Origin of the sequence: Rhodococcus sp. NPDC076796, from assembly GCF_040702765.1 — a bacterium.
In the GTDB taxonomy this organism is placed as follows: domain Bacteria; phylum Actinomycetota; class Actinomycetes; order Mycobacteriales; family Mycobacteriaceae; genus Rhodococcoides.
In genome coordinates, this window is record NZ_JBFBMS010000002.1 from 856,591 (window position 1) to 870,250 (window position 13,660).

Here is a 13,660-nt window from a genome sequence, read left to right on the forward strand (position 1 = left end):
AGTACACTCGATCCAATGCTTGCTGTGAATACGGCCGGGAGCGTGGTACCCCGACGCGCCTTCCACGCTTACCTCGACGTCGCGATCGTCGTCCTCGTACTCGTGGGTACCAACCTCATCGCGCACTTCACCACGGTGTGGGCCAGTATCGCGACGGTTCCGATCGCCGCGGTTCTGTTGGTCGTCCTGGCGAACCGTCGCGGTCTGGGGTGGGCCGAACTGGGACTGTCTCCGAAGCAGTGGAAGGCCGGATCTCTGTACGCACTCGGAGCCGTCGGGGTCGTCCTGACCGTCGTCGCGATCGGTGCGTTGCTGCCACTGACTCGGCCGTTCTTCATGGCCGACCGGTACGCAACCGTCTCCGCCGCCATCGTCGCATCGATGATCGTCATCCCCCTGCAGACCGTCATCCCGGAAGAACTCGCGTTCCGCGGGGTGCTGCACGGCACGCTGGGTCGCATCTACGGAGCTCGGGGTGTGTTCGCCGCCGGATCTCTGCTGTTCGGTCTCTGGCACATCGCGTCCTCGCTGGGACTGACGGCCGGCAACGTGGGGCTGAGCGGATTTCTCGGTGGCGGGCTGTTCGGGCAGGTCGTCGGTATCGCGCTGGCCGTGGTGGCCACTGCCGCAGCGGGTGTGGTGTTCACGTGGCTGCGCAGCCGCAGCGGAAGTTTGATCGCGCCCATCGCCCTGCACTGGTCGTTGAATGGACTCGGCGCGCTGGCTGCCGCGCTGGTCTGGCACGCGTCGGTGAGCTGAAAGACATGAAAGACGAGCTGCACCAGTACCTGCGGATCGCGCGCGAAAACATGCTGTGGAAGCTCGACGGCCTCACCGAGTACCAGAAACGACGACCGATGACGCCCACGGGGACGAATCTCTTGGGGCTGATCAAGCACCTGTCGATCGTCGAGTACGGCTATTTCGGCATCACCTTCGGCCGCGAGTTCCCCGCCCCATTCGCGGATTTGGTGAAATCAGCCGAGGCGCGACTGAACTCCGATATGTGGGCCGCTGCCGACGAATCCTCGGAGTTCATCGTCGACCTGTACCGCGAGGCCTGGTTGCACGCCGACAAGACCATCGAATCGAACGACCTCGACACCGTCGGACGCGTCCTGCACTGGCCCGTCGAGAGGCAGGAAATAACTCTGCACCGCGTGCTCGTGCACCTTGTCGCCGAAACCAACCGACACGCTGGGCATGCGGACATCGTGCGAGAACTCATCGACGATTCCGTCGGACTCCGATTGGGCAACGAAAACATGGCCGACGGCGACGCAGCATGGTGGGCGGCATATCGAGACGAACTGGAAACCGTTGCGCGAGAATTTGATTGATAGTTCATCCGAAGACATGACGGACTGAAATACCAGTTCGTTCGAGATACGCACCCCACGGATTCCAGTCGTACCGAGGAATCGACGCGGACATCTTCTGCCGGCGACTCCCGTCTATAGATGGGTAGTGCGTGATGCGGCAGAGTCCGACATCTGGAGCGGACCGTTCGACGACTCAAGCGTCGGTGATCGACTGCCCGAGGGCGTACGGGTAAGCCGCAAGGGCGGCAGATCGCACGCGCACGACGGCGTGGCGGTCTGATACCACACGCCACCGACAGGTTCTGGATAGCGAATAGTTAAGCGTGGCAATAGTTTTCGATTGCACAATGGTTGCCAGTCGAACGCGCGTTCGATACACTTGCTTCCATGACCACGGAGATCTGGCAACTGAGCGAGAGCGAACTCCTCGCTGAATCCGCCGAGGTCTCCCACCGAATCCAACTGCTCGAAGCCCGACGCATCGCCCTCGTCGCAGAGATCGACACCCGCGTCTCACGGGAGAAGCTCGGCTTCCCGGGACCCGCCGGCTGGCTGACCTCCACCACCCTTCTCTCGCCGGCCAAGGCCACCAAGATCGTCGCCCTCGCCCGCGGCCTGAAGAACTTCCCCGACATCGCAGACGCCGTGAACACCGGCGTCATGTCCGTCGACCACGCCGCGCTGATCCTCACCTTCGCCGAAACACCACCGAAGGACCTCCCGGAAGAGGGTCGCGTTATGGCCCGCACCGCGATGATCGCCGCCGCGACCGGGCCCGAAGCACGCACCGGCCGGATCCGAGCAGCGATCACCAAGCTCGAGGACGAGTTCGGCGGCAAGACACCACCACCCGAGAACACCGACCGCAACGAACTCTTCGCCTCCAAGACCTTGAACGGGCGGCTGGTACTCAAAGGAGACTTCGATGCGATCACCGGAGAAAAACTCCTCACCGCACTCTCACCGTTGACCGAACCCCAACCCGCAGCCGACGGCACCCAAGACGATCGAAGCCCCGCCAGGCGCAGAGCCGACGCCTTCGGACACATCCTCGACCAGTACCTGGCCTCCAGTAGCCGGCCCATCGAGGGCGGTGAACGCCCGCACCTGAACCTGCACATCAGCCTGCGCGACCTCACCGACCTCCGCGACAGTGCAGACACCGACGACATCACCGACGACGAGAACACCCGCACCGCAAACGAATCCGATGACGGCGGCCACCCTGCCTCAGATCGTGGCGCATACGGGGACTTGTTCGGCGACGGCACCACTGTTGGGTGGCTGCCCTGGATGGGACCACTCTCCCGCAATACTTCTCGACAGTTGGCGTGCGACTGTGTCCTCACCGCCATCGTCATGGACGAGAATGGCTCACCGATCAACCTCGCCCGCACCGCACGCACCGTCACCGCCAAACAACGCAAAGCCCTCATCGCGAGAGATCACACCTGCGCCTTCCCCGGCTGCGGCAAACCCGCATCCTGGACAGAGGCACACCATATTTGGCATTGGGCCGACGGTGGGCCCACCGACATGAACAACCTCGTCCTACTCTGCGGATTCCACCACCGACTCATGCACCACAGTGACTGGGAAGTGTTCATCGGCACCGACAACCACCCCTGGTTCATCCCACCGGCAACCGTCGACCCCTACCGACAACCCAGACCATCCCACGCCCGAGCAGGCCCCTACATAGCCTGAGGCAAAGCGACACCAGCCCCGCACCGAGAACACGGTGCGGGGCTGGAAGAAGTTGGATCAGGAACCGGACGGGGCTGCTGGAGGAGTGGGAGGCGTCGCGCCATCGGCCGGAGCAGGCGGCGGCGCACCATCGGCCGGCGCAGGCGGCGTCGCGCCGTCAGCCGGGGCGCACAGTGAAGCCGGTCCACCCTTGCCAGGACCACCCTCACCTTGTCCACTCGGCCCGCCCCTACCCGGACCACCGGCGGGCGGAGTAGGCGGAGTTGCCTCATCCCCCGGTGCCGCAGGAGTAGCACCGTCCGCAGATCCCGGTGGTGTCGGAACAGCGGGAACCGTAGCTCCGTCACCGGAATCCGGAGCTGCCGGCACCGCAGGTACATCCGACCCGCCACCGCCGTCGGTTCGCTGCCCGAGTGTCGAAGACGACGCCACCGTGGACACTCCGGGCGAGGCGTCCGGCCCAGTCGCAGCGAAGACTGCCGAGGCCACCAGCGCACCGACTGCGAGTCCCGCTGCCGCCGTCGCCACCAGCGGTACCCGTCCCTTCCACCGCTTCGGATTGGTCTCTCGAACCGCGTCGCCGGGGACTGGCTCCGGGTTCGAGGCGGCGGGGATCGGCTGCGTCTGATCGTTCACGTTCACTCCTTCGTCGGGGTCTGTGTCGTTCGTTTCGGTCTGTCATCGACCCTGCCGCCGCTAGCTGAAGTCACCCTGAAGCCGCGCGCATCTTCAGGATCACTTCAGCTGGTGGGTGACAATCGAGGCATGACATACAGTTCCGCTCCCCGGGTGATGGTGGTGGAGGACTCGCTACCCATCCGAGAAGCGCTGATGGCCGCGTTCGAGGACGCGGGGTTCACCGCAGCGTCCTTGCCCGACGGCGACGACTTCGAGACCACGATGGCAGGCTTCCGCCCCGATGTCGTGATTCTCGACGTCATGCTGCCCGGCGCGCGGGACGGGTTCGCGCTCATCGACATCGTCCGCCAGAGCAGCGACGCGGGAATCATCATGGTCACCGCGAAGGATCGGCTGGAAGACCGCCTGCGCGGATTGAGCGACGGCGCAGACGACTACGTGGTCAAGCCGTTTCAGCTCGACGAGGTGGTCGCGCGAGCGAAATCGGTGCTGCGTAGACGCGGCAGATCCTCGGACGCAATCCAGGTGGGCGATCTAATGGTGGACGAATCCGCGGGAGTAGTCACCCGCGCCGGCCAGGTCCTCGATCTGACGGCCACCGAACTCCGGTTGGCAACCTTCCTCGTCGCGCAGCGCGGTCGTACTGTCTCGAAAACGTCCATCCTCGAATCGGTTTGGGGCTACGGCGCGTACGACGCCAACCTGGTGGAAGTGCATGTCAGTGCGTTACGTCGCAAGATGGAAGCCCACGGACCGCGGTTGATTCACACCGTCCGGGGCCTCGGTTACGCTCTGCGGGCCCCGCAGTGAACCGCACACAGACGCCGTCGTTGCGTACGCGAGTGGTCGCCACTGTCGTCGTCCTGTTCGCGGTACTTCTGGTGATCGTCGGAGCATCGGTGGATGTCGTTCTGGGTCAACAGCTTCGGCGCGATCTGGAAGCGCGGTTGACCGACAGAGCATCCCGTGCGATCGAGCTCGTGGAGAGCGGCGTCGAATCCAGCGATCTGGTGCAGTCTCTCCAGGGCGACGCCATCCGCGTTCGCGTCACCGCTGCGGACGGCACGGTCTACGGCGTTCCCGGCAACGCACCGCCCGGGCCGGATATCAGGCCAGCAACCCCGGCTCCGCCCGCCGGACAGTCGAAGGATCCCAACCCTCCCGGTCCACCCGATCCCCCTGCCCCGCCGTCGGATTCGTTGGAGATCACCGAGCCGCTGCCCGATGGCTCGACGCTGTCACTGCTGGGCGACACCACCGCGATCGCCGATGTTCGCCAACAGTTGCGCATTCTGATGGTGGGTGCGGGTGCAGTCACTCTGTTACTGGCCGCCGCCGCGCTGATCTACGCGGTGCGGCGCGCGCTGTCGCCCCTGGACTCGATGACGTCGGTCGCGCGCCGAATCACCAACGGCGACAGGGGCCGCCGGCTACTGCCTTCGAAGCCGAAGACAGACCTGGGCCGCACAGCATCGGCCGTCGACGAGATGCTCGACGCCCTCGAGGACGCCGAGCGCAAGGAGGCTGCCGCAGCGCAGTCGGCGCGTCGAGCAGAGGAGGACATGCGACGGTTCCTGGCCGACGCGGCACACGAATTGCGTACGCCGGTAGCCGGGATCTCGGCGCTGGCTCAGTCGTTGCAGCGCGACGCCGAGCACCGCCCCGATCGGGTCGGGAGATGGAGCGAGCTGTTGGTCGGCGAATCTGCCAGGGCGTCGCGCCTGGTGGGCGATATGCTCGATTCCGTTCGTGCAGAGAACACTTCGGAGCTGGAGCTGACCCACACGGACCTCGCCGACGTGGTTCGACGCACCGTCGATCGCGCGGCCCTGCTGTCCCCGCAGGTCCGGTTCGAGGTGGACGGCGCGCAACCGGTGCCGGTCAGGGTGGACGTGGGCCGCGTCGAGCAGATTATCTCGAACGTCCTCGACAACGCTGCTCGCTTCACGCCGCCCGGCGGTACCGTCCGAGTGACTACAGGGGCCGATTCACAGGCGTTCGTCACCGTCGACGACGACGGTCCCGGCGTCACAGAAGCCGATCGCGAGCGCATCTTCGAGCGGCTGGTCCGGCTGAACTCCGCACGGGACCGTTCTTCCGGCGGCGTCGGGCTGGGGCTGTCGATCGCGCGCACGCTGGCGCGCGCTCACGGCGGCGAACTCGTCTGTGCCGCAGGGCCTACCGGCGCGCGATTCCGACTGACACTTCCTAGCCCTACCGGTCGTTCCGCAGGCTCCACTCCGGCGAACCACCGATAGCTATTCGACGATCAGGTCCATCAAGAGGCTGTCGTGCCAGCCGCCTGGACCCTTCTCGTATTTGCGCATGATTCCGACGGGCTCGAAACCGACTGCGCTGTAACAGGCTATGGCCACAGCGTTGTCGGCAGCGGGGTCGATCACCAACCGATGATGCCCCAGGTCGACTGTCAGGTATCGCACCAGCGTGCCGACGGCGTCCTTTCCGACGCCGCGGCCGTGCACTGCCGGGTCCAAGAAGATGTCGATCGACGCATGCCGGTACATCGGATCGGTCTCTTCGCCGTACTGGATCAATCCCACTGTTGCGTCGTCCAATTCGACGACCAGACGCTTCTCGTCGGGGTTGTCGAACGGCCAGTTCTCGTCGGCGTCCTCGTCGCCCCACCGCGCGTACACCTCGGGGGTGTGCAGTATTCGGCGTAGCTGCGGCACATCCTCGGCGGTGACGGGCCGCAACACGACCCGTTCACCGCGGAGGTTCATCGCCGTGCTCTACTCGGCCCGCTTGGCCGCACGTGCCGCGAGGTCCTGGGCGTCGAGCTTGTCTGCTTCTTCGAGGGTCGGTGCGCTGCCGCCCAATCGTGCCGGAACCCAGTACGCGCCCGGCTCGTGGTGGTAGCTCTCCTGCAGTTCCAGCAGCATCTTCTGCATCACTGTCCGCAGTTTCTCGGTCAGCTCGTTCGGCGGACCGACCGGCGGCAACGGCTCACCGACCGCGATCGAGATGGGAGTGTTGGTGCGGCCCAACCGTTTCGGGTATCCCTTCGTCCACACGCGCTGCGCACCCCAGATGACCGTCGGGATGATCGGCACGCCTGCCTCGATGGCCATGCGCGCTGCGCCGGACTTGAATTCCTTGATCTCGAAGCTGCGGCTGATGGTCGCCTCCGGGTACACGCCCACGAGCTCGCCGTTGCGCAGGCTCTCCACGGCCGACTTGTACGACTCAGCGCCTGCTCCACGATCGACGGGGATGTGCCGCAGCGCACGCATGATCGGGCCGGAGATCTTGTTGTCGAAGACTTCCTTCTTCGCCATGAACCGGATGTAGCGCTTCACCCGTCGCGGCGGTAGCCCGGCGTAGGTGAAGTCCATGTATCCGGTGTGGTTGACGGCGATGACGGCTCCGCCGGTGGCAGGGATGTGTTCCTCGCCCTCGACGTCGAATTTCAGGCCCTCGAACGCGAACACTGCACGAGCGATGCCGATGACTGATCGGTAGACGGGTTCCACAGTCCGTTAGCGTAGTCGGTGGACGATGCCGGAGAAAAGGTCCGGGAGATGACAGGTCCGGTCGAAAGCAACGGGGGAGAAACGAAGTGAAGAACAGTGCGGCATCACCACGGCGGACCAGGGTCGTCCGAACCGCGCTGCCGCTGATCGCAACGCTCACCCTGGTGGGGGCCTGCGATTCCGCAGTCGGACTGCCGTCCGAACAATCCGGGGCGACGAGCAACACCCCCGAGGCAACGACGTCGACGACGACTCCGACCACGGCCCCCGCGACCACCACCACGCCCCCACCGATTCCGCCCGGCCCACCCGTCGGCGAGGTTCCCGGTAACCCCGATGCCGCGATGGCGCTGCGACCGTTCGTGGGCGACCTCACCGGCGGCGGAATCGGCGTCGTCACGGCGCGGTGCTGGACGGTTCCGCCCACCGACATTCCGACCATGTACGTCGACCCCGAGGCCATCCTCGCTGCCGTTGCCGCCCCCGGCGTCGACGGCCAGTACGCGGTGACGTGGACCGGGCCCACCGCGACGGTCAGCGTGAAGCGCAGTGAGATCGCCTCCGGTTACGCGTGCCCTACCGTCTACCCCACCGGCACCGCCCCCGTGTTCGACGCGGCGGACGCGGTCTACACCGTCGATCGCTACCTGGGGCGTCTCGCCGGAATTCCGGTCAACCCCAGCGATGTGGAAGAGGCGTACCCACTGGTGTGTGACGGCCGTCAGACCTGGGATGCCATCGGCACCGGCGTTCCCACTGTCCCGCCGTTGGTGGAGAATCCGAACATCCTGCCCGGCATCACCTCGTTCGATCCCGACAGCGTGTTCGTCACCGGGCAGAACGGCATCTACACCCAGGTCAACGCAGACATCATCGACGCAGCCGGGGTGTACCAGAACCGAACGTTCGTGCTGACCATCGGCGGCGAGGGTTACTGCATCGGAGACATCGCCTGAGCCGACCCAACTAGCGCAGAACATCCGTCCCGACGAAGGGCACCAGCGCCTCGGGGACGCGGACGGTGCCGTCGGCCTGCTGGTGGTTTTCGAGGATCGCGACGATCCAGCGGGTGGTGGCGAGGGTTCCGTTGAGGGTCGCTGCGGTCTGCGGCTTGCCGTTCTCGTCGCGGTAGCGCACGCCGAGGCGTCGGGCCTGGAAGGTCGTGCAGTTCGAGGTCGAGGTCAGCTCGCGGTAGGCCTGCTGGGTGGGAACCCATGCCTCGCAATCGAATTTGCGAGCGGCCGAGGAGCCGAGGTCGCCGCCTGCGGTGTCGATGACGCGGTAGGGCAACTCGACGGCTGCGAGCATCTCCTTCTCGTACTCGAGCAGCTTCTGGTGTTCGGCGGCTGCGTCCTCGGGCTTGATGTAGGAAAACATCTCGATCTTGTCGAACTGGTGCACTCGGATGATGCCGCGGGTGTCCTTGCCGTAGCTGCCCGCTTCGCGGCGGAAGCACGATGACCATCCGGCGTACCGCTTGGGGCCGTCGGCGAGGTCGATGATCTCGCCCGAGTGGTAGCCCGCGAGGGCAACTTCCGAGGTTCCGACGAGGTAGAGATCGTCGGCTTCGAGGCGGTAGATCTCGTCTGCGTGTGCGCCGAGGAATCCGGTTCCCGACATGATCTCCGGCCGCACCAGCACCGGCGGGATCATCATGGTGAACCCGTTCTTGACGGCCTTCTGCGCGGCGAGCTGCAGCAATCCCTGCTGCAGCAATGCGCCGTAGCCGGTCATGAAATAGAAGCGCGAACCCGAGACCTTGGCTCCGCGTTCCATGTCGATCAGATTCAGCGACTCACCGAGCTCGAGATGATCCTTGGGCTCGAAATCGAACTCCGGGATCTGCCCGACGGTCTCGAGCAGCACGAAATCGTCCTCGCCGCCTGCGGGCGTGCCGTCCTGAACGATGTTGGAGATCGCGCGGTGGGCGGTGTCGAGAGCCGCGTCGGCCTCGGCTTCGGCAGCCTGGGCCGCCTTCACTTTGGCAGCCAGCTCCGATGCTCCGGCGAGCAGACCCGGACGGTCCTCGGCGGAAGCCTTGCCGACCTGCTTTCCCAACGCCTTCTGCTCGGCACGCAGCTGATCGCCGGCCAGAACCGCGGCCCGGCGGGATGCGTCGGCATCGAGAAGTGCGTCGACGAGAGCGGGGTCCTCGCCTCGGGTGCGCTGCGAGGCGCGCACTGCATCGGGATTCTCGCGAAGGAATTTCAGGTCGATCACGAGAGGGAACCTTACTTGCCGAGCAACCCCAGGTAGTCCTCGCGTCCGAACATCGTGGCGGCATCGATTGCCGACGGGTGGCCGCCGTGCGGATCGGCTCCACCGTCGACGAGCACGCGCACCACGTCGTCCTCACCTTTGAAGACCGCGCCCGCGAGTGGGGTCTGCCCTTTGTCGTTGGGCTTGTTCACATCGGCACCGCGCTCGACCAGCACCCGCACCGCGTCGGCGTGCCCGTGGTAGGCGGCGAGCATGACCAGCGTGTCGCCCGATTCGTTGTGCAGATTCACCGGAACACCGGCGTCGACGTAACTCGCCAGAGCGGCCGCGTCACCGGTGCGGGCCATCGCGAACAGTCGGCCGGCGAGCTCGCTGAGGTCGTCGTCACCTGTTGGGTCGCTCATGAGGACCGAACATACTCGGGCATGATGGAGGGCGATGTCCGGATACGAAACAGACTCCCCGCCGAGCGAGAAGTCTCGGCGAACACTGTCTGCAACCACAGCTCGACGTGGGCTCGCCATGGTTGCGGTCGGTGCGGTGCTGGCCGCGGGGGCGACGGTTTTTCTCTCCGACGGGTTCTCGACGCCCGAGAAGATCACCACCCATGCGACGGCCAGTGGGCCCGCGACCGATGGGCCAGTTTCGGCGTCCTCCTTCGGTGCGGCCGATCCGGGCGCATGCCTGCAGTGGACGCCCACCGACGATCCGGAGACGGACCGACAGGATCTCGCCGAAGTATCGTGCGCCGATCCCCACCGCTTCGAGGTGGCTCGCGACATCGACATGAGCGTCTACCCCGGCGTCGAATTCGGACCGGGCTCGCCGTATCCCGGATCCATTCGGTTCAGCGAATTGCGCGACGAACACTGCGCGGCGGCCGTCGACGACTACGTCGGAGCCAAGTTCGATCCCAACGGGCGGTTCGGCGTCGGGCTGATGTTCCCCAGCCAGGCCGGGTGGGCCAAGGGTGAGCGGACGCTGCGCTGCGGGGTGCAGATGCCGTCGAACACCGGCGCACTGATGGAGATGACCGGCTCGATTCTCGACCAGGACCAGTCGAAGGTCTGGCCCACCGGCACCTGCGTCGGCATCAACCAGAACGTGCCGGCCGATCCGGTGGACTGCTCGGCACCGCACGCGTACGAGGTGGCGTCGGTGATCAACCTGACGCAGCAGTTCCCCGGCGGACACCCGTCCGAGGGCGATCAGGACGCATATCTGGAAGGCACGTGCACCGACGCCGTCAACGGCTACCTCGGCTCGGACACCGCACTGCGAGACAAGACGCTCACCCTGTTCTGGGACACCATCGACGTCGCGAGCTGGCTCGCCGGAAGTCGCCAGGTGACGTGCTCGGTGGGTGCCGAACTCGATTCCGGCGGTTTCGCGACCATCGTCGGCACCGCCAAGGGCGACATCCTCATCAACGGTGCAGCTCCCGTCCCGCCGCCCTCCGCACCCGACGGCCGCGCCCTGCCGACACCGCTGCCCGGTGCCGCACCGATCACCACCGGAGGGTGACATTCCCACCCACATGACCCGCGTCGACTTCGAAGAAGCCGTGTCCGACGCCCTCGACACCCTGCCGCGTGAGCTCACCGACTTCATGAACAACGTGGTCGTTCTCGTCGAGGAGGAACACCCCACCGAGGACATCCTCGGGTTGTACGAGGGCATCGCGCTCACCGAACGCTACGAGTACAGCGGGCACCTACCGGACGTCATCACCATCTACCGCAAACCGATCCTCGAGATGGTCGACGACGAAAACGAGGCTCGACGGGAAATTGCGATCACCGTCGCCCACGAAATCGGACATCACTTCGGCATCGACGACGAGCGACTGCATCAACTCGGATTCGGCTGAGCGCACCCGCTCGTCCCCCGCTCACCCCCCCCGGACGCGTGAATGGACCATTGCATACGTCTCGGCAGTGCAATGGTCCATCCACCCGCACCGGCCGGAGCGGCCATACCGCGTCGATGGCGCTTTGCACACGTCTCGGCAGTGCAATGGTCCATTGACGCAGAATCGGACTACGCCGCGACGCGGTCCCGGCGGATCGGGCGCACTGCGCGGTCGGTGAGGAATGCGAATCCCAATCCCAGGGCAAGCCACAGCGTCGCCTGGGTGGCCAGGGACGACAGTCGGAATTCCCAGAGCAGGGTTGCCGGGAAGTCCACGCCCACCTCGTTCACGGTGGGCAGCAGCGCGTAACCGATGCCGACCACAAGCAGGAACGCCAGCAGCGGCGCGCCGACGCGAATCGCCACCGAGGTGTGCGATGCCACCACCTTCGCCACATAGATTCCCACTGCGACGGCCAGCAGACCCAGAATCACCGACGCCAACCACAGCCACGTGCGCTCGGTGATGGTCTCCGGATCTCCGACGGCCGGTGGATTGGCCGGGTACTTGAAGAAGGGCACCACTTCGATGGCCAACCATCCGGCACCGGCCCCGACGAGGGCGAGTACCGATCCGGGGAGCGAGCTGAAGCGTCGCCCGTAGTGCAGTGCCGAGGCTAAGATCGCACCGAGTGCCAGGCCTGCGAGGCCGGTGGCGAGGAACAGTCCGACGCGTTGTCCGTCCCGACTGACGAGCGCCTCGTCTCCGTGCGAATGCGCGGCAGGGGTGGCCTCGGTGTGATCGGCTCCAGCGTGATCGGCTCCGGCTGCTTCTTCGATGGCGATGGCCGAATCGATGTGCGGCTCACCGACGACGAAGGCGACGGCTCCGGCGAGCAGCCCGGCGACGAGTCCGGCGAGCAGACCTCGCACCAGTAGTTGGACGAAGGTGCCCTGCAGCGTCGGGCCGTGGGTATCGGTCAGTGGCATGGCAGGCCCAGCAGGTGGCGGCCGTCGTGCATCAGTTCGTGCATGTACATGCCACTGCGGGAGATCGCGCCCTGATCGAAGCCGACCAGGTAGAGCACGACGAAGGCGAGCAGGATCGTTGCGGCGACGATGACGGCAAGGGCAGCCGACTCCGTCGTATTACTGGGTGCGTGAATGATTGCCATGGTGTCCTCCTGGGATATGCGTCCCGTAGTCCCCGCTCGAAAAACGGGGACGGCCATGCGATGAACGAGTTTTCTGACTCTCGAATTCGGACATCTGCCCGACGTCGATCACAGTGGCGCAACCGCTCCGGATTTTCACCGGATTACCTGCGTACATCGCGTCTAACCTGCGAACTGTGGCACCGAACGCGACGCTGTGTCAATCGCTGTCCTGACCTCCCGCAGCTCGGTGCCACAATGGCACGGTGTCTGCGCCCGTGACCCGACTGATCCTGGTGAGCCACGCCAGAACCGCCGCGATGCGCACCGGCCGATTCCCCGAAGACGAACCACTCGACGACGCGGGGCTGCAGGACCTTGCTGCGGTGACCGACATTCCCCGCGTCGACCGCGTCCTGTCCGGCCCGGAAACCCGCTCGATATCCACTGCCCGCATCTTCGGCTCGGATATCTCGGTCGAACCCGGGTTGGCCGACATCGATTACGGCCGGTGGTCCGGCCTCGAGATGACCGATCTGCCCGACGCCGACGCGCTGGCCTGGCTTGGCGATCCGGCGTTCGTTCCACCGGGTGGCGAATCCCTCGACGCGTTGTTCTCCCGCGTCGAGACGTGGCTGAGCACTGTCGGATCCACGCCCGGCCGCACGCTGGCGGTGACCTCTCCGGCCGTCGTCCGAGCCGCGGTGGTACTGGTGTTGGCGGCCCCGGTGTCCTCGTTCTGGCGCATCGACGTCTCCCCGCTCACGCGCACGGCAGTCAGCCGTCGCGGCGGCGTGTGGACCGTCGGCTCGGTGGCGCAGAAGTTCGTCTGAATTTTTCTCGCGTCGAGGGAACCAAACCGAACACGGCGGCGTCCTACCTACCGACAGCGCAAAGTTCTTCGATCAGGGGGCGTGGCTCATGACCGTCATCAAGGTGGATCCGGTGGCACTGCAGCTGGCTGCTTCGGAGCTCGATGCGGTCGCCGCTCGCTTGCAGGCGGCCGTCACTGCGACGGCAATTCCCGTGCGACCACTGCCGCCCGGCACCGACGAGGTGTCGCTGCTGACCGAGCGATTCTTCGGTACCGCGGCCGAGACCTTCGGACCTGCTGCAGCGCAGGGTATTTCGGAGTTGCACCGGGCGGCCGAGGAACTGCGGAAACAGGCCGCGGACTATGTGGCCACCGATGACGACACGGCCGGGGGCCTACCTGGCCTACCCGGCATCTGACGCACCGAACTCGACCGCAGCAGAAAAATCGACACAACGC

The 13,660-nt window shown here is 65.7% G+C and carries 17 protein-coding genes and 1 riboswitch; of the genes, 10 read left to right on the forward strand and 7 right to left on the reverse strand.

The window, feature by feature from the left end:
* The first annotated feature begins 15 nt into the window (after nucleotides 1-15).
* The 3 genes from AB0366_RS09295 (at nucleotide 16) to AB0366_RS09305 (ending at nucleotide 3,029) form a co-directional block, all read left to right on the forward strand.
* Nucleotides 16-759, forward strand: coding sequence for a CPBP family intramembrane glutamic endopeptidase (locus AB0366_RS09295; RefSeq protein ID WP_366243591.1), 744 nt, complete (start codon nucleotides 16-18; stop codon nucleotides 757-759).
* A 5-nt stretch (nucleotides 760-764) separates the two neighbouring features.
* Nucleotides 765-1,340, forward strand: a complete 576-nt coding sequence (locus AB0366_RS09300) for a DinB family protein (RefSeq protein ID WP_366243592.1) — start codon at nucleotides 765-767, stop codon at nucleotides 1,338-1,340.
* Nucleotides 1,341-1,709: 369 nt separating this feature from the next.
* Nucleotides 1,710-3,029 carry a DUF222 domain-containing protein gene (locus AB0366_RS09305; protein ID WP_366243594.1) on the forward strand — a complete coding sequence of 440 codons (1,320 nt, stop codon included), beginning with the start codon at nucleotides 1,710-1,712 and terminating at the stop codon, nucleotides 3,027-3,029.
* A 57-nt stretch (nucleotides 3,030-3,086) separates the two neighbouring features.
* Here the strand turns inward: AB0366_RS09305 and AB0366_RS09310 are convergent, their stop codons facing one another.
* Nucleotides 3,087-3,665: a hypothetical protein gene (locus AB0366_RS09310; RefSeq protein WP_366243596.1), complete on the reverse strand. Its 579-nt coding sequence runs from the start codon at nucleotides 3,663-3,665 to the stop codon at nucleotides 3,087-3,089.
* Nucleotides 3,666-3,794: 129 nt separating this feature from the next.
* Here AB0366_RS09310 and AB0366_RS09315 point away from each other — a divergent pair, with 129 nt between their 5' ends.
* Both AB0366_RS09315 and AB0366_RS09320 read left to right on the forward strand, forming a co-directional pair.
* Nucleotides 3,795-4,478 (forward strand): response regulator transcription factor, encoded by a 684-nt coding sequence (locus AB0366_RS09315; protein WP_366243597.1) that lies wholly within the window; start codon nucleotides 3,795-3,797, stop codon nucleotides 4,476-4,478.
* Nucleotides 4,475-5,926 (forward strand): HAMP domain-containing sensor histidine kinase, encoded by a 1,452-nt coding sequence (locus AB0366_RS09320; RefSeq protein WP_366243598.1) that lies wholly within the window; start codon nucleotides 4,475-4,477, stop codon nucleotides 5,924-5,926. Before AB0366_RS09315 ends, AB0366_RS09320 begins: the two co-directional genes overlap by 4 nt.
* On the opposite strand, the gene AB0366_RS09325 is transcribed toward AB0366_RS09320, so the two are convergent.
* Together AB0366_RS09325 and AB0366_RS09330 are read right to left on the reverse strand one after the other, a co-directional pair.
* On the reverse strand, nucleotides 5,927-6,412 hold the full coding sequence (locus tag AB0366_RS09325; protein ID WP_366243599.1) for a GNAT family protein: 486 nt from the start codon (nucleotides 6,410-6,412) through the stop codon (nucleotides 5,927-5,929).
* 9 nt (nucleotides 6,413-6,421) lie between these two features.
* On the reverse strand, nucleotides 6,422-7,162 hold the full coding sequence (locus tag AB0366_RS09330) for a lysophospholipid acyltransferase family protein (RefSeq protein ID WP_366243600.1): 741 nt from the start codon (nucleotides 7,160-7,162) through the stop codon (nucleotides 6,422-6,424).
* 86 nt (nucleotides 7,163-7,248) lie between these two features.
* Between AB0366_RS09330 and AB0366_RS09335 the strand changes: the two genes are divergently transcribed.
* Nucleotides 7,249-8,118, forward strand: a complete 870-nt coding sequence (locus AB0366_RS09335; RefSeq protein WP_366243601.1) for a hypothetical protein — start codon at nucleotides 7,249-7,251, stop codon at nucleotides 8,116-8,118.
* 10 nt (nucleotides 8,119-8,128) lie between these two features.
* Here AB0366_RS09335 and serS read toward each other — a convergent pair whose 3' ends face one another.
* Together serS and AB0366_RS09345 are read right to left on the reverse strand one after the other, a co-directional pair.
* Nucleotides 8,129-9,382, reverse strand: a complete 1,254-nt coding sequence (serS, locus tag AB0366_RS09340) for a serine--tRNA ligase (protein WP_121871793.1) — start codon at nucleotides 9,380-9,382, stop codon at nucleotides 8,129-8,131.
* A gap of 11 nt (nucleotides 9,383-9,393) precedes the next feature.
* The gene (locus tag AB0366_RS09345) at nucleotides 9,394-9,786 is read right to left on the reverse strand and encodes an ankyrin repeat domain-containing protein (protein ID WP_121871792.1); all 393 of its coding nucleotides are present in this window, start codon (nucleotides 9,784-9,786) and stop codon (nucleotides 9,394-9,396) included.
* A gap of 34 nt (nucleotides 9,787-9,820) precedes the next feature.
* Here AB0366_RS09345 and AB0366_RS09350 point away from each other — a divergent pair, with 34 nt between their 5' ends.
* On the forward strand, nucleotides 9,821-10,906 hold the full coding sequence (locus AB0366_RS09350; RefSeq protein ID WP_366243602.1) for a septum formation family protein: 1,086 nt from the start codon (nucleotides 9,821-9,823) through the stop codon (nucleotides 10,904-10,906).
* A 13-nt stretch (nucleotides 10,907-10,919) separates the two neighbouring features.
* Complete coding sequence (locus AB0366_RS09355; RefSeq protein WP_082073870.1) at nucleotides 10,920-11,252, forward strand: metallopeptidase family protein; 333 nt, start codon at nucleotides 10,920-10,922, stop codon at nucleotides 11,250-11,252.
* 170 nt (nucleotides 11,253-11,422) lie between these two features.
* Here AB0366_RS09355 and AB0366_RS09360 read toward each other — a convergent pair whose 3' ends face one another.
* Both AB0366_RS09360 and AB0366_RS09365 read right to left on the reverse strand, forming a co-directional pair.
* Nucleotides 11,423-12,223 carry a CbtA family protein gene (locus AB0366_RS09360; protein ID WP_366243603.1) on the reverse strand — a complete coding sequence of 267 codons (801 nt, stop codon included), beginning with the start codon at nucleotides 12,221-12,223 and terminating at the stop codon, nucleotides 11,423-11,425.
* Nucleotides 12,214-12,408 carry a CbtB domain-containing protein gene (locus tag AB0366_RS09365; RefSeq protein ID WP_032396459.1) on the reverse strand — a complete coding sequence of 65 codons (195 nt, stop codon included), beginning with the start codon at nucleotides 12,406-12,408 and terminating at the stop codon, nucleotides 12,214-12,216. Before AB0366_RS09365 ends, AB0366_RS09360 begins: the two co-directional genes overlap by 10 nt.
* A 69-nt stretch (nucleotides 12,409-12,477) precedes the next feature.
* A riboswitch (cobalamin riboswitch) is annotated at nucleotides 12,478-12,553 on the reverse strand.
* Nucleotides 12,554-12,653: 100 nt separating this feature from the next.
* Between AB0366_RS09365 and AB0366_RS09370 the strand changes: the two genes are divergently transcribed.
* Nucleotides 12,654-13,220, forward strand: coding sequence for a histidine phosphatase family protein (locus tag AB0366_RS09370; protein ID WP_366243604.1), 567 nt, complete (start codon nucleotides 12,654-12,656; stop codon nucleotides 13,218-13,220).
* An 88-nt stretch (nucleotides 13,221-13,308) separates the two neighbouring features.
* The gene (locus AB0366_RS09375; RefSeq protein WP_037186570.1) at nucleotides 13,309-13,620 is read left to right on the forward strand and encodes a PE family protein; all 312 of its coding nucleotides are present in this window, start codon (nucleotides 13,309-13,311) and stop codon (nucleotides 13,618-13,620) included.
* Nucleotides 13,621-13,660 lie beyond the last annotated feature (40 nt).